The organism is Jeotgalibacillus proteolyticus, assembly GCF_002926065.1.
Classification (GTDB): Bacteria; Bacillota; Bacilli; order Bacillales; family Jeotgalibacillaceae; genus Jeotgalibacillus; species Jeotgalibacillus proteolyticus.
In genome coordinates, this window is record NZ_PREZ01000005.1 from 433,678 (window position 1) to 459,718 (window position 26,041).

The 26,041-nt window shown below is 43.1% G+C and carries 22 protein-coding genes; 9 read left to right on the top strand and 13 right to left on the bottom strand.

Translation table 11 applies throughout. From position 1 onward, the window contains the following. Nucleotides 1-15: 15 nt before the first annotated feature. A complete protein-coding gene (locus C4B60_RS15180; protein ID WP_104058866.1) occupies nt 16-915 on the bottom strand; it encodes a carbohydrate ABC transporter permease in 900 nt (299 codons plus the stop codon). A gap of 84 nt (nt 916-999) precedes the next feature. Further along, entirely contained in the window at nt 1,000-2,232 is a 1,233-nt protein-coding gene (locus C4B60_RS15185) for a sugar ABC transporter substrate-binding protein (RefSeq protein WP_245153998.1), read from the bottom strand. Nucleotides 2,233-2,527: 295 nt separating this feature from the next. Here C4B60_RS15185 and bglX point away from each other — a divergent pair, with 295 nt between their 5' ends. From bglX to C4B60_RS21870, 3 genes are all read left to right on the top strand, one after another. After that, nucleotides 2,528-4,705 (top strand): beta-glucosidase BglX, encoded by a 2,178-nt coding sequence (bglX, locus tag C4B60_RS15190; protein WP_104058867.1) that lies wholly within the window; start codon nt 2,528-2,530, stop codon nt 4,703-4,705. Beyond that, nucleotides 4,706-8,011, top strand: a complete 3,306-nt coding sequence (locus tag C4B60_RS15195) for a GH36-type glycosyl hydrolase domain-containing protein (RefSeq protein ID WP_104058868.1) — start codon at nt 4,706-4,708, stop codon at nt 8,009-8,011. 105 nt (nt 8,012-8,116) lie between these two features. Continuing rightward, on the top strand, nt 8,117-8,248 hold the full coding sequence (locus C4B60_RS21870) for a hypothetical protein (protein WP_280632276.1): 132 nt from the start codon (nt 8,117-8,119) through the stop codon (nt 8,246-8,248). Between the two features lie 59 nt (nt 8,249-8,307). Here the strand turns inward: C4B60_RS21870 and C4B60_RS15200 are convergent, their stop codons facing one another. The 6 genes from C4B60_RS15200 to C4B60_RS15225 all read right to left on the bottom strand — a co-directional run bounded on the left by C4B60_RS15200 (nt 8,308) and on the right by C4B60_RS15225 (nt 16,458). Beyond that, nucleotides 8,308-11,034, bottom strand: a complete 2,727-nt coding sequence (locus C4B60_RS15200) for a hypothetical protein (protein ID WP_104058869.1) — start codon at nt 11,032-11,034, stop codon at nt 8,308-8,310. A 363-nt stretch (nt 11,035-11,397) separates the two neighbouring features. Further along, nucleotides 11,398-12,474, bottom strand: a complete 1,077-nt coding sequence (locus C4B60_RS15205) for a BtaManbiosPhlase (protein WP_104058870.1) — start codon at nt 12,472-12,474, stop codon at nt 11,398-11,400. Then, nucleotides 12,471-13,418, bottom strand: coding sequence for an MTP-1 family protein (locus C4B60_RS15210; RefSeq protein WP_104058871.1), 948 nt, complete (start codon nt 13,416-13,418; stop codon nt 12,471-12,473). The genes C4B60_RS15205 and C4B60_RS15210 overlap by 4 nt, the downstream gene beginning before the upstream one ends. A 34-nt stretch (nt 13,419-13,452) precedes the next feature. Beyond that, nucleotides 13,453-14,280, bottom strand: a complete 828-nt coding sequence (locus tag C4B60_RS15215) for a carbohydrate ABC transporter permease (RefSeq protein WP_104058872.1) — start codon at nt 14,278-14,280, stop codon at nt 13,453-13,455. Further along, entirely contained in the window at nt 14,267-15,148 is an 882-nt protein-coding gene (locus C4B60_RS15220) for a carbohydrate ABC transporter permease (protein ID WP_104058873.1), read from the bottom strand. Before C4B60_RS15220 ends, C4B60_RS15215 begins: the two co-directional genes overlap by 14 nt. Next, entirely contained in the window at nt 15,145-16,458 is a 1,314-nt protein-coding gene (locus C4B60_RS15225) for an ABC transporter substrate-binding protein (protein ID WP_104058874.1), read from the bottom strand. Before C4B60_RS15225 ends, C4B60_RS15220 begins: the two co-directional genes overlap by 4 nt. 338 nt (nt 16,459-16,796) lie before the next feature. Here C4B60_RS15225 and C4B60_RS15230 point away from each other — a divergent pair, with 338 nt between their 5' ends. Together C4B60_RS15230 and C4B60_RS15235 are read left to right on the top strand one after the other, a co-directional pair. Then, nucleotides 16,797-17,831 carry a LacI family DNA-binding transcriptional regulator gene (locus C4B60_RS15230; protein WP_104058875.1) on the top strand — a complete coding sequence of 345 codons (1,035 nt, stop codon included), beginning with the start codon at nt 16,797-16,799 and terminating at the stop codon, nt 17,829-17,831. A 214-nt stretch (nt 17,832-18,045) separates the two neighbouring features. Next, entirely contained in the window at nt 18,046-18,243 is a 198-nt protein-coding gene (locus C4B60_RS15235) for a hypothetical protein (RefSeq protein WP_104058876.1), read from the top strand. Between the two features lie 207 nt (nt 18,244-18,450). On the opposite strand, the gene C4B60_RS15240 is transcribed toward C4B60_RS15235, so the two are convergent. The 3 genes from C4B60_RS15240 to C4B60_RS15250 all read right to left on the bottom strand — a co-directional run bounded on the left by C4B60_RS15240 (nt 18,451) and on the right by C4B60_RS15250 (nt 20,025). Further along, nucleotides 18,451-18,831: a PH domain-containing protein gene (locus C4B60_RS15240; protein WP_104058877.1), complete on the bottom strand. Its 381-nt coding sequence runs from the start codon at nt 18,829-18,831 to the stop codon at nt 18,451-18,453. A 63-nt stretch (nt 18,832-18,894) separates the two neighbouring features. Then, a complete protein-coding gene (locus tag C4B60_RS15245) occupies nt 18,895-19,428 on the bottom strand; it encodes a GNAT family N-acetyltransferase (protein ID WP_104058953.1) in 534 nt (177 codons plus the stop codon). Between the two features lie 69 nt (nt 19,429-19,497). Continuing rightward, complete coding sequence (locus C4B60_RS15250) at nt 19,498-20,025, bottom strand: GrpB family protein (protein ID WP_104058878.1); 528 nt, start codon at nt 20,023-20,025, stop codon at nt 19,498-19,500. 192 nt (nt 20,026-20,217) lie between these two features. On the opposite strand from C4B60_RS15250, the gene C4B60_RS15255 reads away from it, so the two are divergent. The 4 genes from C4B60_RS15255 (at nt 20,218) to C4B60_RS15270 (ending at nt 24,322) form a co-directional block, all read left to right on the top strand. Continuing rightward, the gene (locus C4B60_RS15255; RefSeq protein ID WP_104058879.1) at nt 20,218-20,988 is read left to right on the top strand and encodes an SDR family oxidoreductase; all 771 of its coding nucleotides are present in this window, start codon (nt 20,218-20,220) and stop codon (nt 20,986-20,988) included. A 234-nt stretch (nt 20,989-21,222) separates the two neighbouring features. Beyond that, nucleotides 21,223-22,956: a carbon starvation CstA family protein gene (locus C4B60_RS15260; protein WP_104058880.1), complete on the top strand. Its 1,734-nt coding sequence runs from the start codon at nt 21,223-21,225 to the stop codon at nt 22,954-22,956. 145 nt (nt 22,957-23,101) lie between these two features. Beyond that, nucleotides 23,102-23,362 (top strand): cory-CC-star protein, encoded by a 261-nt coding sequence (locus C4B60_RS15265; RefSeq protein ID WP_425331170.1) that lies wholly within the window; start codon nt 23,102-23,104, stop codon nt 23,360-23,362. A 33-nt stretch (nt 23,363-23,395) separates the two neighbouring features. After that, nucleotides 23,396-24,322, top strand: coding sequence for an ArsA family ATPase (locus tag C4B60_RS15270; RefSeq protein ID WP_104058881.1), 927 nt, complete (start codon nt 23,396-23,398; stop codon nt 24,320-24,322). A gap of 45 nt (nt 24,323-24,367) precedes the next feature. Here C4B60_RS15270 and C4B60_RS15275 read toward each other — a convergent pair whose 3' ends face one another. Further along, the gene (locus C4B60_RS15275) at nt 24,368-25,273 is read right to left on the bottom strand and encodes a glycine betaine ABC transporter substrate-binding protein (RefSeq protein WP_245154000.1); all 906 of its coding nucleotides are present in this window, start codon (nt 25,271-25,273) and stop codon (nt 24,368-24,370) included. A gap of 27 nt (nt 25,274-25,300) precedes the next feature. Next, the gene (locus tag C4B60_RS15280; RefSeq protein WP_104058882.1) at nt 25,301-26,038 is read right to left on the bottom strand and encodes an ABC transporter permease; all 738 of its coding nucleotides are present in this window, start codon (nt 26,036-26,038) and stop codon (nt 25,301-25,303) included. Nucleotides 26,039-26,041: the final 3 nt, after the last annotated feature.

The window sequence follows — 26,041 nt, forward strand, 5'->3', positions numbered from 1 at the left end:
CCCCATTTCGATCGGTTAATATTCTGTATCGGCTTTTCTTAGTTTAAACTGCAGCAGCGTCACGATTATGATCACAATAAAAAGAACAAAGGACCCTGCAGCTGCATAGCCAAATTCACTGAATTGGAAGCCTCGCTGGTAAATGAACAACGCCATTGATACCGTGCCGTCAAGCGGACCGCCGCGCGTCATGATAAACGGCTCCTCGAAGAATTGCAGCCAGCCAATTAACGTTGTCACTGTCACGAAAAATACGGCATAGCGCAGCAGCGGAATGGTGATATAAAATAGGATCTGCCACCGCTTCGCTCCATCAATACGCGCTGCCTCATAATAGGACTGCGGAATTCCCTGCAAGGCTGCAAGGAAGATAATCATATTGATCCCAATGCCCTTCCAGACCGCTAACAGAATTAGTGAAAGCTTAGCAATTACAGGGTGCTCAAGCCACGGTACCTTGCCAATATCGCCTAATGAAAGCAGATAGTTAAACAAACCGTATTCTGTGTTATACAGAAACCCCCATACAACGGCAATCGCAATGATATTCGTAATGGCCGGCATGAAATAGACGGCCCGGAAAACGGTAAAGATTAAGTTTTTCCCATAATTTAAAAGCAGTGCAATACCAAGTGAAAAGATAATGACAAGAGGGACTCCGATGATTACATAGAAAAAAGTGTTATAAACCGCTTTATGAAAAACGGTGTCTGAAAGTAGATTAATATAGTTTTCAAATCCGATGAAGCTAATATTAGACCAGTTTGCCAGGCCCTTTAAATCCATATCAGTAAAGCTGATCACCAGCGCAATCAAGATAGGGATCAGGCTGAAAAGAATTAAAATAATTAATGCCGGCGCAATAAAGATAAACGGATGTCTGTTTCGAACTGCGCCCTTTATAAGTTGACTCATACTTGCCCCGCCTTTCCCAGCCGCTTTTATTGATAAAAGGAGGTAAGTGAACACGAATCGTCACTTACCTGCCTTCTTTTATCATTATTCGAGCATGCTCTTTACCTTTGAATTAAATTCGTCCATTTCAGCGTCTAAATCAGCACCGCCGATATTAATTCTTTCAATAGAAGCAAGAAGCTCCTGAGCAATTCTTTCCCATTCCTTAACTGGAGGAGCGCCTTTTGTGTTTTCAAGCTGTTCGCCAAACACAGAATACATTTCATCTTCAGCAAGCTCAGGTGATTCCCATGCCTCTAAGCGTGAAGGAAGCGTATTTGATTTTTCCATCCATTCAAGCTGCGTGTCAACTTCATTCATATAAGCAATAAAATCTAACGCCTCATCTACCTTCTCAGAATTATGGAAGACAGAGAAATTAGCTCCGCCAATGCTTGAAAGATTGTTTTCCTGTGCAGGCATTGGAGCTACTGCCCACTTTCCTTCTAAATCAGGCGCCTGGTCATTCATGATATTAATCATCCATGGACCGCTAAAGAAGATCGGCTTCTGTCCGTCTTTAAACGCCTGGACAATATCAATTCCCTCTGAGGTTGTGCTGATTCCTTCCTCAAAGTAGCTTGTATAATATTCAAGTGCTCCTTTGAATTCAGGAGAATCAAAATTAGGATTCTCTGCATCAAACTCAAAGCCATTTTGCCAAGCAAAAATAAATGGCGTGATCTGGTCGTTTAGATCAATATCAAGCCCGTATACATTATCATTATCACCTGACTCCGTAAGTTTAGAAGCTGCATCCTTCAGCTCGTCCCATGTTGCAGGCGGCTCTGAATATCCGACTTCCTCAAGCAGATCCGTACGGTAATACATCGTACGTGTTTCAACGTACCACGGAATCCCCACTATCTGATCATCATACTTCATAGAGGTTTGAGCGCCTTCAAAGTAATTTTCTAAATCAAAATCAGGATACTCCTCCATATGCTCAGTAAGGTCAAGCAACGCTCCTGCATCTGCAAATTCAGCTACCCAGGTCGTTCCAAGCTGCAGCACATCCGGACCATTTCCTGAAGCAACAGCTGTCAGGAGCTTGTCATAAGCCTGATCCCACGGGATTGCCTGAACATTGACCTTCACACCGGTTTCTTCCTCGTAGCCTGCTGTCATCTCATTTAAAAGCTTACCTTCCTCACCCATTGCCCATACTGAAATGGCGTCGCTGTCTTCTCCACTATCACTGCCTCCGCAGCCGGCAAGCACAGCTGATAATCCCATTGCTAACACTGTTGGATAAATAAACCCTTTTTTCTTCAACATCTTTTCCCATCTCCTCTACTTTATTCTTTAATTTTCACGAGACTGCAAATATAATACTTGAGTTTTAACTAATTCTGTGAAAAATAAACTATTTAACTTTAACGAAAACTTTTCAAATATTTTATTGAAACGTTTCACTAAATTGATTATAATAAATTCTGAAGGCGCTTTCAAGACTTTTAGCAAATATTTAATTAATCTCTATTGAATAAGTATTTTCTACATATTTTCCCCAGTTTATTTTTTTGGATTTAAATTGAAACGTTTCACTATTTAAGGATCGGGAGGTAATAAGATGACAACAGCCAGTATTCAGCAGCTTCTTAGCAAAATGACGCTACAGGAGAAAATTGCCCAGCTTATCCAGCTTGCCGGACCTTTTTTTAAAGGATCAAACCAACAGGGTGAGATTACCGGTCCAATGGCTGAAATGCCTATAACAGATGAACATGTTCTTAATGCAGGCTCTGTCCTTGGGGTCTCAGGAGCAGCAGAAGTGATTTCCATTCAGAAAAAGCATCTTGAAGAAAACCGCCTGGGCATCCCCCTTCTATTCATGGCAGATATCATTCATGGCTATAAAACCATTTTCCCTGTTCCGCTTGCGATCGGCTGCAGTTGGGATCTTGAGTTAGCACAAAAGAGTGCTGAAGCTGCGGCAAGAGAAGCTGCTGTATCTGGTGTACACGTTACATTTGCCCCGATGGTGGACCTTGTCAGGGACCCTCGCTGGGGGAGGGTGATGGAGTCTACCGGTGAAGACCCGTATTTAAACAGCTGTTTTGCACAGGCCTTTGTAAAAGGGTTTCAAAGCACAGACCTCAGCAATAATCCTGATGCCGTTGCTGCCTGTGTAAAGCATTTTGCAGCGTACGGCGCGGTTGAAGCAGGCAGAGATTACAATACCGTGGATATGTCCGAAAGACAGTTGAGGGAAAGCTATCTCCCTGCTTACAAAGCAGCTTTAGACGCCGGCTGTGAAATGGTGATGACCGCTTTTAATACGGTCGATGGAATTCCTGCTACAGGAAATAAAGAGCTCATGAGAAGCCTTCTGCGGGAGGAATGGGGATTTGATGGTGTGCTCATTTCTGACTGGGGAGCAGTAAAGGAATTAATTCCGCATGGCGTCGCAGAGGACGAAAAAGAAGCCGCTAAAAAAGCCCTTCTTGCAGGCGTCGATATTGAAATGATGACTGAGTGCTACGTTCAGCATTTAGAGGAGCTGATTGAAGAAGGCAGCATCAAGCTTGAATTGCTCGATGAAGCCGTCCTTCGAATTCTGGCTTTAAAAGAAAAGCTCGGTCTTTTTGACAATCCGTACAGAAGTGCTGACGTGGAAAAAGAAAAAGAAATCACAGGCCACCCTGATCACCGTAGAACCGCCCGGGAGATTGCTGCAAAATCATGCGTTCTTCTAAAAAATGAGAATCAGGTTCTTCCTCTTAAAAAGGAACAGCAGCTTGCTCTTGTCGGACCTTTTGCTGACAGCCAGGATCTTTTAGGGCCATGGGCAGGCGTTGGGGATCAGAAAGAGGCGGTTTCTTTAAAGGAAGCATTTGAACATACCTCTTCCTCTTTCTTAACAGCCAAAGGATGCGGAATTCAGGATGGCACACTTGAACAGATGAACGAAGCGATAAACGCGGCCTCCCAGGCAGATGTCATTATTGCCGCCCTAGGTGAAAGCAGCAGCATGAGCGGGGAAGCAAATAACAGAACTAATATTCAGCTGCCAAAAGTCCAGCTTGAATTCCTCAAGAAGCTTGCAGCTTTGAATAAACCGATTATCACAGTGTTATTTAACGGTAGACCTCTTGACCTTAGCGGAGTGGCGGAATTCAGCGATGCCATTCTTGAAGCCTGGTACCCGGGAAGTGAAGGAGGAAATGCAGTTGCTGACCTATTATTTGGACATGTTAACCCTTCAGGAAAGCTATCCATGTCCTTCCCTGTCAATGTTGGTCAGGTGCCTGTTTACTATAACCACTTTAATACAGGGCGGCCAAAGGGAGCGCCGGATGCACAGGAGCATTATGTTTCAGATTATATGGATGCGCCAAACTCCCCTCTCTTCCCGTTTGGCTACGGACTGAGCTATACTGCTTTTTCCTATCAAAACCTGGAGCTTTCCACTGAGATTTTGGATGAAAAATCAGTTATTGAAGCTTCGATAACGGTAACCAATACCGGCAAAGAAGCCGGCGAGGAAATCGTGCAATTCTATATTCGTGATATTTCAGGCGAAACCGTTCGTCCGATGAAGGAATTAAAAGATTTCAAGCGCATCTCGCTTAGCCCCGGCGAATCAGCTGAGGTGCAGTTTACGATTACTGAAGATCAGTTACGCTATCATCACCAGGATCTTTCCTTTTCAAGTGATAACGGTGCGTTTGAGTTATTTATCGGAAAAAACAGCCAAGAAGTTCTTTCCCGGACATTTACTTTAACTAAGAAAGGCGGACAATACTAGATGCTACTAAAAACAAATCAGCTTCAATTAAATAATGGCGACACAACCGTTCAATTCCTGCCGACTGGAGACATTTCCACTTTTTCACACAAGCATATAATGATTAATCAATTACAAGGCAATACGCTGGACGGCTCGTTAAACAATTTATATTTGCGTGTGTTTGAAAATGGGGAGATCGTTTTCTATCCGCTTGCAGGAAAAAATTCAACAAGTACATTTTCAATCTCCCCTACTAAAGCAAAATGGGAAGGGACCGTTCATAACGGCATAACCTATGAAGTGATATTCCACCTGGCTTCTGAAAAGCTTTGGTTCTGGGAAGTAAAAACGTCAGGCGCCGGCCATGAAATCGATGTAATTTACGGACAGGACATGGGACTTGCCGATAAAAATGCAGTCCGCTCAAATGAAGCCTACATCGCCCAGTACGTGGACCATGCTGTCTTTAACGATTCAGAAGGCTATGTGGTATGTTCCCGTCAAAATCAGCCTCAAGGGGAAGAGTTCCCTTACCTCGAGCAGGGGTCACTCGGGAAAAATACAGGCTACAGCACAGACGGCTTCCAATTTTTCGGGCTGTCATATAAAGAAACGAATATCCCGGAAGCACTGACTGAAAAGTCATTGGAAAACAAAACGTACCAGTATGAGTTTGCCTATACTGCGCTTCAAAGTGAACGAATTCATTTAAACGGAAATGCTTCCTTTGTGTTTTACGGAGGTTTTGCAGAGGATCATGCGGAGGCTGTAACAGCGCCTGTTTTTAAGCCTCAACTGGCTGAAGTATGGGAAGGCATTCGCAAGGAGGAAGAGACTTTTGAACCTGCTGCAGCCTACGACCAACCCCTTTTGGCAGGCTCCGGTGTCTTTGCCTCAGAAGCAGCGACCCTTGAGGAAATAAACCAATTGTATCCTGAAAGAACACTTGAAGAATGGGATGGCAGCACTCTCCTGTCCTTTTTCACGCCTTCCTTTGAACATATTATTTTAAAGGAAAAAGAGCTTCAGTCAGAGCGTTCGCACGGTCATATTTTAATGAGCGGTGAAAATCACCAGCTCAGCGGTCAGCCTGTCATTACCTCTACCTCCTACACGACGGGTGTATTCAATGCTCAGCTTGTAATCGGGAACACGACCATGAATAAGCTTTTATCAAATGTCCGAAATGCATTGAATGTATTTAAGGCATCAGGACAGCGTATTTATATGAAAATGGCAGGTGAATATAAGCTTTTGACCATGCCTGCTGTTTATGAGCTTGGCTTTAATTACGCCCGCTGGATTTATAAGCTGCCGGAGGACCGGCTGACCATTACAGTTTTCACTGCAACAAATAAGAAATCCGTGACGGTTCATTTGACTTCTGAAAATGGGATTGATTATGATTTTGCAGTGACAAACCAGGTCATTATGAATGGCAATGAATATGATGTGCCTTATCACCTGACGACGGGTGATGACTACTTTACCGTTTCCGGAGACGCTTCTTCCGATAATGGCGGAGTACATCCTGACCTTGCCTACCGTTTTTCCCTCGATCATAAAAATGCGAAAGTCACGAAAGAAGAGAATTCGCTTTTATGCATCCAGCTGGAACGCTCAAAGGAATGGACACTAACTGTCGATGGATCTTTGACAGGCGATTTTGAAGAGCAGACAGTACTCGATTTTAATGAGGAAAAAGAACGCTACAAAACGTATTTTAAACATGTGATGAACCATTTTGAATTAGCTCTTCCTGCCAATCAGGAAAAAGTTGAAAAAGTTAACGCGATCGCCTGGTGGTATACGCATAATATGCTCGTTCACTACTCCGTTCCGCACGGTCTTGAGCAGTACGGCGGCGCTGCCTGGGGTACGCGGGATGTTTGTCAGGGACCAACTGAATACTTTTTAGCTACTGCTCAATATGACAGCGTAAAAGAAATCATTAAAACCGTATATTCTCACCAATACGAGGATAAAGGAAGCTGGCCGCAGTGGTTTATGTTTGATGCCTACAGCCACATTCAACAGGATCACAGCCACGGGGATGTAATCGTTTGGCCGCTTAAGGTTGTTGCAGATTACCTGACAGCGACCAATGATGCTTCTATCCTTGAAATGCCTGTTCCTTACACAGATCGAAACGGCTTTTCGTTTACTCAGGAGGCACCGCTGCTTGATCATATTAAAAAGCAGATTTCAACAATCAAAAATGATTTCCTTCATGACACCCACCTTTCTTCTTATGGTGATGGTGATTGGGATGATACGCTTCAGCCAGCTAATCAACAGCTGAGACAATATATGGTCAGCAGCTGGACCGTTGCACTTACGTATCAGTCGGTCCGTACGTTCGCTAAAAGTCTGAAGGATGCTTATCCGGAAGAAGCAGAGGAATTTGCCAGTCTTGCTGAAGGCATCAGAGATGATTTCAGAAAATATTTATTAAAAACAGATGTGATTCCAGGGTTCCTTTATTTTGAAGATCCTGAGAATCCGGAAAACATGGTTCACCCGGATGATCAAAAAACCGGTATTCACTACCGTCTCCTGCCAATGACACGCAGCATGATCAGTGAGCTTTTAACACCGGAGGAAGCAGAAAAATACAGGAAGCTTGTGATGGAGAAATTCTATTATCCTGATGGTGTCCGGCTCATGAGCCGTCCTGCTAATTATGAAGGCGGAGTTTCAAAGCATTTCAAACGGGCAGAACAGGCGGCAAACTTTGGAAGAGAAATTGGTCTTCAATACGTACATGCACATATCCGTTTTGTAGAGGCAATGGCGAAGCTCGGCAGAACAGAAGAAGTATGGAAAGGCCTTGAAACCATTAACCCGATTGGTATCACATCCGTCGTGCCTAATGCCGAAAAGCGTCAAAGCAATGCATATTTCAGTTCTTCTGATGGAAAATTCAATACCCGTTATGAGGCACAGGAACGATTTGCGGAGCTGCGCACAGGTGATGTTGCGGTAAAAGGCGGCTGGAGAATTTACTCAAGCGGCCCGGGGATTTATATGAATCAATTAATCTCAAATGCACTCGGGTTCCGCCAGCAGGCAGATCATCTCATTATTGACCCTGTCCTCCCTGCTTCTCTAGACGGACTGGAGTTTACATTTAAGCTTTACAATAAGCCGGTAACAATCCGTTATCACCTTTCTCAGGAAAAAACATATGCGATTGTAAACGGACAAAAAATCGAAAGCAGCCATCCTGAAAATCCTTATCGCCAAAATGGCATCAGGATCAGAAAAGATGATCTGTATGCTTTATTGACGGACAGCCATAACCTCATTGAAATATGGGGATAGCTTCTTTAAAACGAGCAGGCCTTTAAATAGGTCTGCTTGTTTTACGATATTTTTCATACCGGCAGTCTCCTTTTGCATATACATCCAAAAAGGGGGCTGCTTTATATGGCATATATGGGTGTTGTGACTGCAGGTTTTTTAATGGTCTTAGGAATGGTCGGCGGAGCTTATTTTTATTTTATAAGGACCCTTGCGCTCGATCCAAAGGACTCTGTAAAGATTGATCCGAAAGAATAATAAAAAACAGGAGCTTTGGTATGAGCAGCATTCGCTCTTACCAAAGCTCCTTTCAATTATTAAAAATACACATAACCCATGGTTTTTTTATACTCAAGTTCAATTCGCTTTAGTTCCTTTTCATAAGGAACGACGATACTGAATTCACCATTTTTATTCAGCTTCGCCCTGTAGCTCTTATCCCCTTTAACAGTTATAAAGCCGCCCTTTTCAGTCTTTCCTTTTGCACCTGAAACAGTTCCTGCAATTACTACCGTTTCTCCATCAATCTTGTACGCTGATTCAATGAAGTAAGGGCTTTTCCCTTTGTTTTCTCTTTCGACTATCAGATTGTTATTGATACTGTCACGAATCACTTTATACGCTTTCCCGTCAAGAGCTTCATAGACAACGCTTGAGAGTACCGGATAAAAGGTCAGCTGATCAATGTCTGCCGGCAGGTCTCCGATGTTTTCAATCAAAAAGCTCTCCTGCCCTTCTTCGAGCTCTACATCCCCTGCATAAAGAATTTGCACCGCTCTTCTTTCATCCTCCAAATCAAGAGAGAGAGTTTGTTGATTAATATGTAAGCCTAAAGCGCCCGGCTCTGTATTCGTTCGTGCGCTGACATACACTCTATAGTTCCCTTCCTTGACTCCATCAGGGAATTGAATCTCTTTTTGCTGACCTGCAGGCATTTCGATATAGGCTCCTTTAGAAAAATCGGTTCCTCCTGCCCGCAGCTCAGGTGTGTTTGATTTAAATAATTTTATATCAGCAAGCGCTATATAACCTTTATTAAACCACTCATTATCAGATTGAACTGAAAATTGAATCCGGATCTTTACTGCGTCTTCAGGAATAGCAGACACAGGTACGGTTTTGATGGCGCTGCTTCCTGAATACCAGTGACGGTAATGATAATTTACTCCCTGTACCTCTGAGATAACGGTGCTTTCCCCTTCTTCATTTAGAGCAAAAACCTCAGCCTTCAGCTCTGTATCGAATTCTAATCGTGTTGAAAACTGGAGGTTAATGGCGTCGCCAATTTGCGGTGCACCATCTTCGTCGCCAATGGAAATATCCTGATATAGATAGGAATCTCCATATAATCTCGTATTGTTGAACCCTGCTCCTTTTACAAAAAGAGCATTTTGACCGAACCAGTTCTCGTAAATTTGTGCTTCCTGATCTCTTGATGCTTCAGGAATAACATCTTCTTTTTGAGCCGATTCATTTGTTTCATCAAGCCCTGGATCAGTAGAGGGTTTATATACTAACGCTTTACTTTCATCTGACAAACTCGCATTCATAATAGTCAGCGGTTCATCCGGCAATTCACCGTATTGATCCTCCATCTCCAATGTAAAAGCTTTTTCCTTTTCTTTTTCAGCAGAGAACAAAGCGACTTTGCTCGTGTCATGCTGCAGGATGCGTGCAAGTGCCCTGACTGCTTCAATATTCGATTCTGCGCCTGAATTTATATTTACTTTGTCTTCATCGATCGCATCAAATGCAACGCCGGTTTCCTGGTTAAACATATGAACTTCTTTGTCGTTATTCCCAAGCCACCACTGACCTGCTACTCCAGCCATAAAGGCGTATTTTTCTTTTCCGGTGACTTCATATAATTTAATGAAATTATCAACATAAGATGCTGTTCCGTAATTAATTTGCGGATACACAATAGCGTTTGGCTGCTTTGAAAATGCTCTGCCTGAAATCATCATATCGCTTAAAAAACTGTCTGCTGCAAGCTCTGCAGCTGCAATCCAGTTTTTATTGTTTACTGCTTCACCAGCGAGCGCCATGGCCGCTGTCTGCTGACTTCCCCACTCATTCCAGACATCCACCCGTTCAGAGTAGGTACTCATAAAACCGCCAAGCGGATACTCCTTAAAATCTCCATATTGAGAAGCATACAAAGCCTCCCCCAGCATTTGAATATTTTCTTTCACCGTTTCATCCGGTAAGAGAGCATAATGCTTCGTAAGTGCTTCAATTGCGATTGTTGATACCCAGTTATCATACAGATCCCAGGCAGGATAATCCTCCCCGCCCTTCGTCGTATAGGTGCCATATAAAGGCTTAACCTTTTCGTTAATCCGCTTACTTGAGAGCTCCAGATGCTGCTTAACTCTCTCGGCCATTTCAGGATCTTTCTTTAACAGAATTTCATAGGAATAGCTTAAGGCTGTATAAGCTCTCACTGCCCAGTAACTGAATGTTTTTGAGGAGGAGTGAGAATCGCGTTTAAATAGTCCGCCATTTTCATCAAGTGCAACAAAGTTTCGGAAGTCTCCATCCTCTTCCTGCATCCACATGACAAATTCAAGCCCTTTCGTTATTTGGTCGAGGCTATGAGCGTCCTTGTACAGCTGGTAATGCTCAGCATACGCTGTTACGGCTCTTGCTACGTCATCGAGCGCCGCTATTCCTTCCTGAGGGTCTCCGACATAATGATAGCCCTCGCTTAGATCGTCAGGGTTATTCGGTTCCGCGTATAATCTTGTGATCATCATTTCTGTCCCATCGACGGTTATGTCCTGACTGAGCCAGTTGAGGTGGTCGAGGTTCAGATACAGCTCATCTTTAATTCCGAGTTTGAATTTTTTAAAGTAAGAGAGGTCTTTTCGGGTGAGCTCGCCGTCCTGGTCGAAATCAAAGCTTTTGTTGTACTCGTTTTTTTCGATGGCTTTTTCAATTTTTTTCAAGGAGCCTTTGTTAGGTTTAGCCTGGGCGTTTGCTTCGGGGGCAAAGGGCAGCAGCAGGGAGACAGCCAGAAGGATCAAAACTAATTTTTTCATGCATTTCTCCTTTTTGTGAGTTATTTTTTGTAACGTTACTTAACATTATTTTTCGATGGAGAATGGAACAATCAATGCAAAGAGAAAATCAACTTCTGTATTCGAAGTACATTCTCTCTAACATATGAATTTCAACTAACCTTTTTAGATTGCCGGATTGATTGCAGTGGAAGGGGGTGACTCCTGCGGGATGAAGCGGGAGCTTGAGATCCACTTGCGCTAGCAAGTTAGCTCAAGCCCCGCCCCGCGGAAAGCATCCCCCTGCAACGGAAATCAATTTTTACATTAAGAGGGATTCACCAATAACAACAATAAATCTCGAAGCACATGCTAACTTTTAATAGATTGATTTTCACTACAACCTTATCTGCTAATCACTGATTTCTCATAAACCAATGAGTCAAGTATCTCCTGGAGGCTTAGTTCTGCACAGGCCATGGAGGTGTCGGCTACGCCGTAATACATTTTGACCACATCCCCTTCGACCAATACACCGCAGGAAAATACGACATTTCCAAAAAAGCCTTGTACCTCATAGTCCGCCTCCGGCTCAAGGATCGGCGCATCCGATCGTGCGAGGACTTTAGATGGGTCCTCTAAATCAAGCAGCACCGCACCCATGCAATAACGGCTTTCCTTCGACGCACCGTGGTACAGCTCCAGCCAGCCTTTTTCTGTCTTGATTGGAACCGCACCTCCTCCGATTCGTCCGTTATCCCATTTGTTTTCACGCAGCCCGATCAGGTGACGGTGATTTCCCCAGTACAGAAGATTATCAGATTCTGCGATCCAAATTTCCGGTGCACCTGTGCTTTTAGGAACAGGGCGATGAAGGGCATAGTATTTCCCATTTATTTTTTCAGGAAAAATAAGTACATCCTTATTCTCCGGGGCAAAAATCATGCCAAGATGCTCGTATGTTTTAAAATCCTCAGTCGAAACGAGCACCTCCCCTACCCCATTCTTAGAGATCGCACTGAAATAGATATAATAGACGGCGCCTATTTTAGTAATGCGCGGGTCTTCAATGCCAAAAGTCTCCAGATTAGTAGAAGGATAAATAAACGGATCCTCATCAATCGTAAAATTCCTGCCGTCCCTGCTTCGTGCAATGCGCAAATAGGAAAGTGAGGTTAAATAGCTGAATTGATCGCTGCCTTGTTGATTGATGACTCTTGGATCAGAAAAATCATAACGCGGATCATTAAGGCTAAAGGACAAAATCTCAAGCTTGTTTGTTTCTGGATTAAATACAGGTGATTTTACGGTATGATGATCCTCTGATACCGGACGTTCAGCTACCCGAAGAAGCATAATGACTTCTCCGTTAAATGTCGTGATGCCTGCATTAAAGGCACCGATGACTTCAAATCCTTCTTTATGCGGTTTGATCGACGCAGGTGTGACTAGCGGGTTTTCTTCATATCGATAGACATTCATTTTGACAGCTCCTTTTTCTCATAGCGTAAAAAAGGATCATTTAATGTAATTTTTTGTGCTTCCGCATCACTGATCCCTGCATATAATTCTGCCTTGCCATTTTCTTTTCGGATAAGTCCTCCGCTGAATACAACATCCTCCAAATCCGGTCGTTTAGAAGGACCCGGAAGAAAGTCATTTCGGACAGCGATCAGCTCAATCGGGGTCGTTTCTCCTGTCTCCGGATTCAAGGTAAATACCATCGGATAGTAGTGTCTGCTGCCTTCACCATCAAAGCTTGCGATATGGCCTAGAATCCCTACTAATCCGTTGCTCAATAAATGGGCTTCATTGCCTCCACCCCACTCTTCATCTGTAAATTGACCTTCAAGTAAAGGTGCCCCTTCAACCGTTTCAATCGTGAGCTCTGACAGGGATGAGATGACGGTAAAGCCTATCTTCCCCCTGCCTCCTTTTTCACCCTGAGGTCTTGTTATAACTGCAACTTTTCCATCCTGCAGCTCAATCAAACGAAGATCCTTCATGCCATCAGGCCCGTGGGCAAAGGGTTCGAGCCGGGCAATGGAAGCTCCTTTATAAAACACCGTCCTCCAGCTAAGCGCATCTTCCAGTTGAGGGTGCGGAAAGGTTTGAACGCCGCCAAGGATCAGCTCACCTGAGATCCTTGTAAAAAAGGGATCCTGAAGCTTAAAGACAGGTGTGTCTTCACGAGGCACCCATACCTCTCCCTGCTCCACAAAAAAATGAACCTCTGATTCCTCACTGTCCCGCGCCTCTACTCTTCCGGCAATCACGAGCTCCCCTTCATCCCAAAATGGAGCAGTTATATTGTAAACATCGCGCCCTTCTGCTCCTTTAAATAGCAGCTTTTCAGGATAAACCGGCGCTTCAGTCTTTTTATATTCCTCTAAAAGAACCTCACATGTTTTAATCATGTTACCCATTCATTAATCCCTCCGTAACTTAAATTCCAGCACATTACTTAAGTGTAAACTGCATTCCTTCCTTAAACTGTTTGGAGAAAAACAAAAACAGGATAATAATCGGAATGGTTAACACAACAGAAGCCGCATATAACGGACCAGGATATCCGCCGTAAGGACCGAACATTTGGGAAAGCAGTACGTTCAGTGTCAGCATTTCATCACTCCGGACGACAATCATGTCCCAAAGGAGCTCTGTCCATCTTTCCATGAACAGGAACAGGAAAATAACCGTGGTGATTGATTTTGACATTGGCAGCACAATACGTATTAAAATTTGAAAATTCGATCCACCATCAAGCTTTGCTGCTTCGATAAAAGTATCCGGGATGGCGCGGAAAAAGTTTGTGTACATAAATACAGCCCATAAACTCAATGCCTTAGGCAATATCATCGCCATATACGTATCATACATTCCGACATTTTGAACAATTAAGAATGTAGGAATCAGAAGAATAATCGCCGGAAAAAACATTTGAAAAAGCACAGCGTTATTGATGAAATCTCTTCCCTTGAAATTCATTTTTGCCAGAGCATAAGCAACCATAGCGCCAGTAATCATCATTAAGGCAGTCGAGCCGGCAGATACGATTAAACTATTAAAGAAAGCCCGCAGCCAAGGCCTTGGCATCGCAGCTTCTCCCCCTAAAAACAGCCATTCATAGGAGCGAAGCGTAAATTTAGTCGGGATAATCTGCTTATCTACCTGACTCCAGTCGGCAAATGAGCTTAACACCATATAGAGGTAAGGAAAAACCATAACGGTGAGTAAAGCAAAAGCGATGATATAACGACCCGTTAATCCTTTATTAGACCCAACCATTACGTCTCCCCCAAACCTCTAGTAGTTTTCTAATTAATAGAATCGCAACAAACGTGACAATGGAAGCAATGATCGCAACAGCTGAAGCATAGCCTGCATTCAGATTTGTAAAGGCCTGTTTAAAGATCTCCATCTGCCATGTATTGGTGGCGTAATTTGGCCCTCCTCCTGTCAGCTGGTAGACCTCCGTGAAAATACCAAAGGAAACGCCGATCGAGAGAATTAATGTGGTAAAAAGCGCCGGATAAAGCAAAGGAAGCGTTATTCGAAAGAATTGCTGAGATGGTGTAACCCCGTCTATCGCCGCCGCTTCATACACCTCTTTGCTAATACTTGCAAAGCCTGCAGTAAGTATCAGCGCATAATAACCGGTGAATTTCCACGCGATAATTCCTGCGACAACGAGCAATGCGGAAAGCGGTGAATTAAGCCAGTCGATATCAAGCCCAAAGGTACCGCGCAGAAATGTATTTAATGGGCTGTTATACGAAAGAAGCCCTTTGACGATTAAAGAAGAAACAACCCCGGACGCTAAATAAGGAAGGAAAAATCCAATTAGAAAAAGACCTTTAAAGCGAGGCAGGCTGTTAATAACAAGGGCAACCGTCAAGGAAGATACGATGACCATCGGGACAAATGCAGCCATAAACTTAAATGTGACAAAAAAGGCCGCCTGTACACCGGGATGCTTGACCGCTTCAATAAAATTGTCCAATCCGATAAAGTTATAAACTGGTGAAATTAAATTCCAGTCCGTTAAGGCCAGGTAGAACGACCATACTAATGGAATGAGAAAGAAAACGAGTGCATAAAAAAGGTAGGGACTGGCGAATAGCCAGCCCGACCCTTTTAATCCGTTTTTCTTCATCTAGAAAGCTCCTCCTCGATTGCTTTCTTCATCGCTTCCCAGCCCTCTTTTGGCGCAACGGTTCCTTCTACCACAGGATTAACCGCATGACTTCCAATATGGGTTTGAAGCTCATTGTATTTTGCGTTGTCAATTGAAGGAATGGCATATGGCACCGCTTCAGCATAAGGCTTTAGCTCAGGGTTCTCTTCAAAGAAGGTTGTAAATGACTCGTTCTCAGACAAATCATCTCTAGCAGGAGGAAGCTTAGTTGTCTCAAGCCACTCCAAGTCATGATCAGGGTTCTCGTAGACCCAGTTTAAAAATTCCAATGCAGCAGCCCGTTCTTCCTCTGTTGCAGAGGCATAAATGACAATCCCTTTTGTATCAGCAAATGTATTAACATTTTCTAAATCAGTACTGTCCGGAACCGGAGGAAGAGCAAGGTCAAAGGTTTCGCCAAATTTCATTTCGGGAAACTTCTCTTCCCAGTAGCTGAATGTCCAAGGGCCAAGATCAGTGAAAATGCCTAGACCGCTTTCAAATGGATCCGTTGCTTCTTTTGTCAAAATGCCTTTTTCAGCACGTAAGTCATCCATAAATGTCAGAACATCTACGCCGGCCTGATCATCTGCTACAAAGTTATCCCCTTCGATAAAGTTGTTGCCGCCGGATGCTGCATCATACAGCATAAAGAAGTCAAACCATCTTTTCCAGGCGGTTGGATCAGCAAGATCCGGCTTTGCCCAGACGTATTTATCAGGATATTTTTCTTTTAATTTTTTCGCTGCCTCAAGCACTTCGCTATAGGTTCTTGGTGTTTCCGTTACCCCAACCTCTTCTAAAATATCGATTCTCCATCCAAACAGCATAGGATTTGAATAGATTGGCAGTACATACTGATTATCATCAGAGAACTTCCAGGTCTGTATGGTGTCCTCCATATTGCGGTTAGCGACCAGTTCATCCCAGCCTTCAATTTCATTTAACGGGACAAGCGCCTGACTTTGTGCCAGCTGAGCTGCAAATCCGCGGTTAATATTTTCAGACATGGTTGGTGCACTCTTTCCGGCAATCGCAGTTTGAATACTTGCCTCAGAGGTAGGGCTTTCCTTCATCGGACTAACCTCAATGTCGATATGATCATTCTCTTCTTCAAATTTATTGGCCATTTCTTCCCAGTAAACCTGCTGCGTCGGGTTAGGCGCCGCCCAAAATTCGATTTTTGTTACTCCGTCAGAGGAAGCAGCTTCATCCCCGCCTGAACAACCTGCAAGAATTGAACCGCCCAATGAAGCTGTAACTAAAAGTGCCAGTGTTTTCTTTTTCACAATGATTTCCCCCAGTTCTGATTTTAAAATGCCTCACAAAATGATAGCGCTGTCATTTAATTGATGATAATTTGAACTCAAGTAGTCACGTAACAAACCTCCCAAAGTGAACATGACAAAATATGATTATTTAAGTTATAATAAAATTTAATAACGTGATTTATAACATTACAAATGAATTATTACATTGAAAACGACTTTAGTCAATTACTTTTTAAACTATTCTGTATTTTTCAACTCTTAATTTACTATTGATTCCAAATAGCGTATATTAAAATTGTAACGTTACATTTTACCTGCTTCACCTACTTTTTATCGGAAAGGTTGATTACATTAAAATGGCCAAAAAAGTGACCATGCAAGCCATCGCTGATTACCTGAACATTTCTAAGAATTCAGTGTCTCAAGCCTTATCAGGAAAGCCGGGGGTAAGTGAGGAGACCAGAAAAGTCATTAAGGAAGCTGCTGATAAATTAGGTTATCAATATAGAACGGCCGGAAAGAATTTAAGTACAGAAAGAAAGAATATAGGGTTAATTGCTTCTGATTTCGCCTTTTCCCACAGGCAGTTTTTCGGGGAAATCTATTTAAGCACGGAAAAAGAAGCCACCAAAAGAGGAATGGACCTAACCATTCAGTCGATCAGCAGCCGGTTAAAGGATGAGATGATTCTTCCTTCCTTTATAGAAAACAAAAGTGTGGACGGTTTATTAATTCTTTCACATATAAGCACTGATTATATAAATAAGATCATTAGTACAGGCATTCCTACCGTCCTCATTGATCACCACGATCCTATTATTCAGGCAGATGCCATCCTCACAAATAACCGCTTTGGTGCCTATACAGCTGTCAACCACTTAATTGAGCTTGGTCATCAGTCAATTGGCTTTATTGGCGATATAACTTTTTCTCCCAGCTATCAGGAAAGATGGGAAGGCTATAAACTGGCTTTAAGAAAAAATGGAATTGAGCCGGCGAAGGAATGGATGTTTCTAGATGCCAAAGAGGAAGAAAGCAGTATCGGCAGCTTCATTGACGGGCTGAATGAATCCCCTACTGCCTGGTTTTGCGTAAATGACGGACTCGGTTTTTTAATCAGTTCAAAGCTGCAGCAAAAGGGGATCAAAATACCTGATCAGGCTTCAGTCGTGAGCTTTGATAACGGCCAGCTGTCTCAGCTTTCCACCCCTAAAATCACAACGATGGGGATCGACCTTGCGCTATATGGCAAAAAGGCAGTAGAACAGCTCTCCTGGAGAATGGAAAATAAAGAAGAGCCCATCACTGAGCTTCTGCTTCCAGCCACTTTAATTAAGCGTGAATCAACTGCAAAGGCTCCTCATGCTTCACTGGCTGGTAACAGCCATTAAAAGCATAAAGAAAACCTGCAGATACAAAAAATGTATCTGCAGGTTTTTTGGTCTCATACGCTTTCAAATAATTAAGCTTAAAAAATATTCCTCTACCCTTCATTACATAAAATATGTAATTATTAATAATAATTACTAAATCAGGACTATGTGTAGTAATGTAGAGCAGTCAGTTCTTCGTTATTACGCAATAGATAGAAAGCAGGCAGACGAAATGAACGAACAAATACTGAAGGTTACTGAACAAGCAGTTAAGTGGATTGTGCTGATTGTATTGATTGTTTCCTCCATTAGTTTACTCGTTGTGTTTCAAGCGGGCTACATACCAGAAGAATTAACGGCCCGGGCAGTTCCACTAGCAATATTGGCAGGTCTTACTTCCATAGCTGCTGCTCTTATTTTTAAAAAGTAAGGAAGGGACATAGTAGTTTCGGTATCTTACCCCCGGCTCACTGCGCTTCAGGCGGACGCTTTCCGCGGGGCGGGGCTTGAGCTAACTTGCTTTCAGCAAGTGGATCTCAAGCTCCCGCTTCTTCCCGCAGGAGTCGCCACCTTCCGCTCCGTTCACCTCACGTATGCAACACCAATTGCATACCCTTTATTGTTTTATCGAGACCATTTATTTCTTTAAAATATAATTCGCAAGCACAGCATGTACATCATAAATATTAAGCGATTTGTTAAAGGTTTTGGAAAGCGGCTCATTCATTCCTGAGATCCATATTTTAAGCTCGGCATCCAGATCAAAGGTGCCCGCTGTCTCAACAGCAAAATGTGTGATGTTTGAGTAAGGAATCGAGTGATATTCTACCTTCTTGCCGGACAAACCCTGTTTGTCGATTAAGATCAGTCGTTTATTTGTAAACAAAAACAAATCGCGAATCAGTTTATAGGCTTTTTCAATCTGCTCCCCTTCAATCAGCAGATTTCCGAATTCCTTTTGAGCATCCCCCGTTTTAACCTCAGAGGCATTTCCTATTAATCCATCAAAAAGTCCCATTACACTCTCCCCTTTCATTTTCTTTTTTCCTATCCTATCACGTCTTATTTTACCGATCACTCATTACCTGCTGCCGTCTGTTGAAATCCAATAACGTTTAATGACATTTCCGTCTTCTTCCACAAAATCACTGGTGGGAATTCCGTTATTCTTTTGGATTGTTTTTTCAGACGCTGTATTGTCTGCATCACAAACGACCAGCGCTTTGGAGATTCCAAGAATCTTCGCTTCTGCAAGTGCAAGCGCAAGAAGCTTAGTAGCAAATCCTTTCTTGCGCTCACTTGGACGGATCCCATAGCCGATATGACCGCCGCGGTTGGTCAAATCCTCTGTTAGTTCATGCCGAATATGGACTGCCCCGATAATGCGGCCGTACTCCCCTGTCAGTAAAAATGTGCTGCTCGTCACCCAGCCCTCTATAAGTCCAATCCCTGCTTCATCGTTTTCAAATTTTTGAAGCAGCTCAGCAAAGTTATACGGCTCATAGGTGGTAGAGTGAGGAATAATGGATTCTCCGCTCTCAAGCCATTCCTCGTAGTAGTCTACATACTGTTCTTTTATATTTTCAGACGGCTTGATTAAGCAAACCTTTTCCATAGACATCTGCAGCATCCCTTTTCATTTTTTCCTATTTTAACCACAAACAGTTAGATGCGCAATACTGTTTTAGGGCTGCTTAAGAAGAATCGAATCTACAAACTCTTTCTTTTGGTCGGTGTATTCTATATCCTCATTGTGATAGAGTGCTGCGAGCCTCTCTTTAAGTGCTTCATATTCTTTGGCGCGATCGCGATTGGCATTCAAATAATCCCTAAAAAAGGTATGCTCCTGCCACCATTGACCTTTGTATTGAACCACATGAACAATATGCGTCTTTGTTAATGTTTTTAGATCAGAAAACTTTGCCAGAACTTCTTTTCCTTCCAGCTTTACTTTTCCTAAATGGTAATAACCCTCTTTTTGAAGCGGTTCTATTTTCCAGTTTTTAAAAGTCTCTACATTTTCAATCCCTACCATCATATCGATAATCGGCTTTGCTTTTATGCCTTTAATGGCAGTACTGCCTATATGCTGAATATCTATAATCTCTTCACCGAGTACAGACTGAAGCAGTTCTTTTTCTTCGTGAAAGGACCTCTTCCATTCCACTGCAGGAGATGCCAGAATAACGCTTCCCTTTTTTAAGCCAATCATCATTAATCACTCCCTTTAGTAAACGTATTCCTGATTATATAAGCCAGTCTCTCCTATAAACAGTCTGAAAGTTAAAACTATTTAATGATATAATAGAAGCAGATCATTTCAGGATTATCAGAAGCCTCAGCAGGTTAGGCTCTGGCATATAGCCGGTGCAAGCTTAGCTGAAGAACGAAAGGATATGTTTAGATGAATCGTAGAGTCGCCTTTATTACCGGGGTTGGCCGATCTGAAGGTATTGGCGCCGCCATTTGCAGAGAGCTTGCAAAGGATGGCTTTGATATTTTATTTACATACTGGACCAAGTACGATGAGGAAGTGTCCTTACATAAAAAATACCAGGATCCTGAGCATATTCAGCAGGAGATTCTCGACATAGGCGTCCGTTGTGAGAAAATCGAATTGAATCTTCAGGATACCGCATCGTTTGATAAACCGTTCAAATTCTGTAAGAAGCAGTTCGGATGTTATCCTTCTGTGCTCGTTAACAATGCTGCCGTTTCAATAAATGATAATCTTTGCTCTATTACACCCGAGAGCCTTGACGATCATTACCGTATCAATGTGCGTGCTGTAACCTTTCTCACATCACAATTTGTGCAGCTGTTTGAAGGTGATAGAGGAAGCATTATTAATCTCACTACAGGGTGGTCTCAAGGGCCAATGCCTGAAGAGCTTTCTTATGTTCTGACTAAATCAGCTGTCGAGACACTTACCTACACCCTCGCTTCTACACTTGCTGAAAAAGGGATCACAATTAACGCCATAAATCCGGGCCCTACAAATTCAGGCTGGATGAACGATGAAATCAAAAAAGAAATTTTAGCCCAATCCCCTTCCGGACGCCTGGGTGAACCAAAGGATGCAGCAAATCTTGTTGCCTTCCTTGCAAGTGATCGTGCACAGTGGGTGACCGGTCAGGTTATTCATTCAGAAGGCGGCTTTCGCAATAGGAGCTGATTTCCAGCTCTCCTCGCCTTTCACTCTCCTCAAACCCATTAACTTCCATAATTCTCCTTTCTTTCCTGTCATTATTCGATAATATTCGACATAATTCAAAAATCTAATAATTTATAATATTTACACAACATTACTTATACCCTATTATTAAGATGAGGTATTGAAAACGATTACATAAAATCGTTTAACTACCTTATAAGTAAAAATTACTATTTAATGGGGGAGGAGAAGGTATTGAATGCAATTGCGTTAGCAGCAATCGGTATTTTTATTTTCATTCTGGGTTACCGCTTTTATTCGAAATTCGTTGCGGAAAAGATTTTCCGTTTAGACCCAAATTATGTTACGCCTGCCCACCGCTTTACGGACGGCGTGGATTTTGTTCCAACAAATAAGTTTGTATTATGGGGGCATCACTTCACTTCCGTTGCGGGAGCAGCACCGATCTTAGGACCGGCAATTGCGGTTTACTGGGGCTGGCTGCCTGCTGTATTATGGGTCGTTTTCGGAACTGTTTTTGCAGCCGGAGTTCATGATTTTGGAACGCTGGTTATTTCTGTGCGTAATAAGGGCCAGTCGATCGGTACATTAGCCAATAAACTTGTAGGCCAACGCGCAAAGATTTTATTTCTTTTTATCATTTTAATTCTTGTATTGATGGTTAATGCAGTATTTGCATGGGTTATTGCCAATTTGTTTATTACTTTCCCTTCAAGCGTGCTGCCTGTGTTTATCCAGATTCCGCTTGCCATCTGGATCGGTCATGCCGTTTATAAGCGGAATGCAAAAATGCTTGTGCCATCACTTATCGCACTTGCGGTTATGTATTTTGTTGCCATCATTTCAGCAAGGGTCGAATTTCTCCAAATTGACCTGGTTCGTTATATGGGCGGAGCAGAAGGAGCAGGAATTTTTGGTCTTGGAGCTGTTTCAAGCGCCTTCTTTATCTGGATTATTATTTTGATGATCTATGTGTACATCGCTTCCACCCTTCCAGTATGGAAGCTGCTTCAGCCGCGTGACTTTATTAACTCACACCAGCTGGTTGTCGGTTTGGCCATTTTGTATCTTGGGCTTCTATTTACAAATCCTGAAATCACAGCACCAATCACCAACCCGAATGCTGATGATGTATCCTGGCTTCCTCTTCTCTTTATCACCATCGCCTGTGGGGCGATCTCAGGATTTCACGGCCTTGTTTCATCCGGAACCTCCTCCAAGCAGCTGAATAAAGAAACAGATGCACGATTTGTCGGGTATCTTGGAGCTGTAGGGGAAGGGATTCTCGCTTTAGTTTCAATTATTGCCGTCATCACACTTTTCCCAACAAAAGAAGACTTTTTAGCTACCTACGAAAGCTTTCAGGCGGCAAGCGCAGGAGGACTTGGCTCATTTGTACAAGGAGCGAGTCAGCTTGCAACCGGTCTTGGCATTCCTGTTGAAGTAGCTGCAACAATCGTGTCAATTATTGTAGTCAGCTTTGCAGCAACAACACTTGATACGTCTGTTCGGCTTATGCGCTACATCATTTCTGAGCTTGGATCAGAATATAAGATTCCGGCACTGACAAAAACGCATGTTGCTACAACGATCGCTGTTGTTTCAAGTGCTGCGCTTGTGTTAATTCCAGAAGGACCTCAGGGCTTTGGTTCAGGAGGCTATCTGCTGTGGCCGCTATTTGGTACCGCAAATCAGCTGCTTGCCGGAATCAGTTTAATGCTCATTTCTGTTTGGCTGAAGAGACTGGGAAGAAATTATCTGGTTACGATTATTCCAATGATCTTCCTGTTAGTCATGACGCTTTATGCGATGTTCATTCAGGTAATTACCCAGTGGTCGTGGTGGGGGAGCAACTCGAACTCACTGCTCTTTATTTTCGGAGCGATTATCATGGGCTTTGCTATCTGGATCATCATTACAGCTGTTTCAGCACTTAGAAGTACGGATCGTCTTGACCCGAATGAGTAAACAGCCTGCAAATTCAGTCTATTAAAGACCTGAGAAACAGTCCATAAATGCGCGTAAACGATTACTAAGGAGGGGCTTGTCAACAGTCGTATTTTTCAGACTTATGATGGCCCCTTTTCCTAATCAGAACGGAGGTAGCTTGGCTATGATGATCGACAAAGTAAAAGCGCTTATTGCGTATTATGAAGAAGTGCTCAGCATGCCCCACCGTCAGGAAATTGCCCGTGAGCTTCGGAATGAGGACGATTTATTTCTTCTGCTGCTTTATTCTGAAATGATCGGCATTCCAAATCCTGTTTATTACTACACGTTGGAGCTCTACCCTTATATGATTGAAAAGTTCCATGACTGGCATTTGCGAATGGGCATGGAAAAATCACCAATGACAGGCATCCGCTGCTGCTAGGGACGCGTATCCATGATTAAAAGGAGAATTCATATGGAAGTTTTAACGAAAAGCATCATTTTTGTGGGAGGAAAAGGCGGCGTCGGCAAATCCACGTCAGCTGCTGCCATAGCGTGGAAATCAGCCGGACAGGGCCACCGCACCCTGCTGATTTCAACAGACCCCGCCCATAATGTCGGCGATATTTTTGATCAGAAAATAGGCGGGAAGATAAAAGAAATTTCGAAGAATCTCTTCGCACTGGAAATTGATCCGGAGATCGAAACGGCAAATTACATTAAAGGGGTAAAGGAAAATATTAAAGGCGTTGTGCACTCTGGAATGATGGAGGAGGTTCATCGCCAGCTTGACACAGCTAAGGCTTCCCCAGGGGCTGATGAAGCTGCTTTATTTGATAAGCTGATTTCCATTATTCTTGAAGAGCGGGCTAATTTTGATAAGCTCGTGTTTGATACTGCCCCTACCGGCCATACGATCAGGCTTTTGACTCTTCCGGAATTAATGGGTGTTTGGATTGAAGGCCTTCTTGAAAAAAGAAAGAAAACAAACGAAAATTATGCCGCATTGCTAAACGACGGGGAGCCTGTGGAGGATCCAATTTATGATGTGCTTCGTACAAGACAGGAACGTTTTTCAAAAGCGCGCGATCTTCTTTTAAGCGAAAAAGAAACCGGCTTTATCTTCGTTCTCAACCCTGAACGGCTGCCAATTCTTGAGACAAAAAAAGCCTTAGAGCTTCTTCATAAATATGATCTTCATGTTAAAACCCTGATTATTAATAAGGTCCTGCCGGATGATGCGGACGGCGCTTTTATGCTGGAGCGGAAAAAGCATGAACTGCAGTACACAGAACTGATTAAAGAAACGTTTAAAAAGCAGCAGTTAATCTTTGTTCCCCTCTTTTCCCAGGATATTGTAAGCAAGCATCATCTGGAATGGTTCAGTAATCACTTTAAGTAATAAAAAAGGAGCTCAAAGCGATTTTTACGCTTTTAAGCTCTTTTTTTATTCTTCGACCAGTCCGTTATCCCTCAGCCACTCATACGCAACGACCGAAACGCTTTCCCCATCAATATCAACGCGGTAATTCAATTCTCTCATAATCGAGCTATCCAGTCTTTCCGCTAAAATAGCTGTGATGTCTTCTATTTCAGGATACTCATCAAGGATGTCCTGGTTAATGGACACCGCTGCTCGATAAGGCGGAAAGAATTCCTGGTCGTCTTCAAGAACGATCAGATTGTAGCTTTTAATCGTGGCATCTGTTTCAAATGCAACAGATACCTCCACCTGTTCATTATCCAGCGCCCGTTGTGTCAGGCCGATATCCATCTGATTAATTTGAGTAGAGCCAAATTCGAAGCCGTATGTCTCCTGGAGCCCGGGAATCCCGTCTGCCCGGTTGGCAAACTCAGCATCAGAAGCCATCGAAAGCTCTCCAGGATTCTCATTAATATACTCAGCCAGATCACTGATCGATTCAATTCCAAGCTCCTCCGCCTGTTCAGCTCTCATGGCAAGTGCATACGTATTATTAACATTGGACATATTCATCCAGTGAATCTCTTTTTCACTGTCAATTTCCTTTACCTTCTCAAAGGCTTCACCCGGATCAATGATGGGTTCCTCTCCCATATAGGTCATGAGCGCAGTCCCGGTATATTCCCACATAAGATCAACCTGTCCGTTCTCCAAGGCGGAACGGACGACACTGCTTCCGAGGTTATTCATCTGATTTACTTTAAAGCCTTCTTCCACCAGTAAAAAGGCGGTCATTTCCGATAATAAGTACTGCTCAGTAAAGTTTTTTCCCCCTACTGTTACCTCTTTTTCTGCGATTCCAATTCCCGAGCAAGAAGCCAGGATGACAGCGGTCATTAAAAGAGGAATAAGCTTAAGTGATATTTTCACAATTCTACGACCTCCATTTTTCAATTCCTATGTTCTTGCTTCCTGCCTTGAGCCCTTCGGCACTAAGACATATTCAGCCTTGCGCAGAAGATAATCGGCTCCGATTGCCATTAAGGTGACAGGAATCGCTCCGGAAATTAAAAATCCATTGTCAAACAGCTGAATGCCTGTAAAAATCCAGACACCAAGTCCTCCTCCGCCCACTACATAGGCAAGTGCTGCTGTCCCGATATTCAGCACAACCGCCGTTCTGATCCCGGCAAGAATTGAATAAGCGGAGTTTGGCAGTTCAATGCGAAAAAGAATCTGATAAGGCCTCATGCCCATCCCTTTTGCCGCATCAATTAAATTTTTATCAATGGTATCAAGTCCCGCTACTGTGTTTCTGAAAATCGGCAGCAATGAATAAATGAATAGGGCAAAAACGGCTGTTTGAAAGCCAATTCCCAATACACTTATCATAAGGGCCAGTACAGCTAAGCTTGGGATCGTCTGTCCAAAATTAACAATATTCGTTACCAGCCATTCAGCTTTTCTGAACCTGGGTCTTGTAATGAGTATTCCTGCTGGTACAGCAATCAGGATGGCAAGAATTGATGATACAAGAACAAGCTCTGAATGCTGGCGCAGCAAAACAAGAAACGTGCTGGAATCACTCCATATATACGATAAATACTGATTGCTTAAGGCCCAAATGAAAAAGCCGATGACAAGTGCGTAAACGACTATCCGAAAAGCATTGCCAATTAGTTTTTTTCTATTCACCGA

Excerpts from the sequence above, each read along its gene's own strand:
- C4B60_RS15270 (WP_104058881.1), top strand. The coding sequence starts at position 23,396 with ATGGAAGTTTTAACGAAAAGCATCATTTTTGTGGGAGGAAAAGGCGGC.
- bglX (WP_104058867.1), top strand. The coding sequence starts at position 2,528 with ATGACAACAGCCAGTATTCAGCAGCTTCTTAGCAAAATGACGCTACAG.
- C4B60_RS15220 (WP_104058873.1), bottom strand. The coding sequence starts at position 15,148 with ATGAAGAAAAACGGATTAAAAGGGTCGGGCTGGCTATTCGCCAGTCCC.
- C4B60_RS15265 (WP_425331170.1), top strand. The coding sequence starts at position 23,102 with ATGATGATCGACAAAGTAAAAGCGCTTATTGCGTATTATGAAGAAGTG.
- C4B60_RS15195 (WP_104058868.1), top strand. The coding sequence starts at position 4,706 with ATGCTACTAAAAACAAATCAGCTTCAATTAAATAATGGCGACACAACC.
- C4B60_RS15240 (WP_104058877.1), bottom strand. The coding sequence starts at position 18,831 with ATGGGACTTTTTGATGGATTAATAGGAAATGCCTCTGAGGTTAAAACG.
- C4B60_RS15205 (WP_104058870.1), bottom strand. The coding sequence starts at position 12,474 with ATGAATGTCTATCGATATGAAGAAAACCCGCTAGTCACACCTGCGTCG.
- C4B60_RS15230 (WP_104058875.1), top strand. The coding sequence starts at position 16,797 with ATGGCCAAAAAAGTGACCATGCAAGCCATCGCTGATTACCTGAACATT.
- C4B60_RS21870 (WP_280632276.1), top strand. The coding sequence starts at position 8,117 with ATGGCATATATGGGTGTTGTGACTGCAGGTTTTTTAATGGTCTTAGGA.
- C4B60_RS15235 (WP_104058876.1), top strand. The coding sequence starts at position 18,046 with ATGAACGAACAAATACTGAAGGTTACTGAACAAGCAGTTAAGTGGATT.
- C4B60_RS15200 (WP_104058869.1), bottom strand. The coding sequence starts at position 11,034 with ATGAAAAAATTAGTTTTGATCCTTCTGGCTGTCTCCCTGCTGCTGCCC.
- C4B60_RS15215 (WP_104058872.1), bottom strand. The coding sequence starts at position 14,280 with ATGGTTGGGTCTAATAAAGGATTAACGGGTCGTTATATCATCGCTTTT.
- C4B60_RS15250 (WP_104058878.1), bottom strand. The coding sequence starts at position 20,025 with ATGATTGGCTTAAAAAAGGGAAGCGTTATTCTGGCATCTCCTGCAGTG.
- C4B60_RS15185 (WP_245153998.1), bottom strand. The coding sequence starts at position 2,232 with ATGTTGAAGAAAAAAGGGTTTATTTATCCAACAGTGTTAGCAATGGGA.
- C4B60_RS15255 (WP_104058879.1), top strand. The coding sequence starts at position 20,218 with ATGAATCGTAGAGTCGCCTTTATTACCGGGGTTGGCCGATCTGAAGGT.
- C4B60_RS15245 (WP_104058953.1), bottom strand. The coding sequence starts at position 19,428 with ATGGAAAAGGTTTGCTTAATCAAGCCGTCTGAAAATATAAAAGAACAG.
- C4B60_RS15210 (WP_104058871.1), bottom strand. The coding sequence starts at position 13,418 with ATGGGTAACATGATTAAAACATGTGAGGTTCTTTTAGAGGAATATAAA.
- C4B60_RS15180 (WP_104058866.1), bottom strand. The coding sequence starts at position 915 with ATGAGTCAACTTATAAAGGGCGCAGTTCGAAACAGACATCCGTTTATC.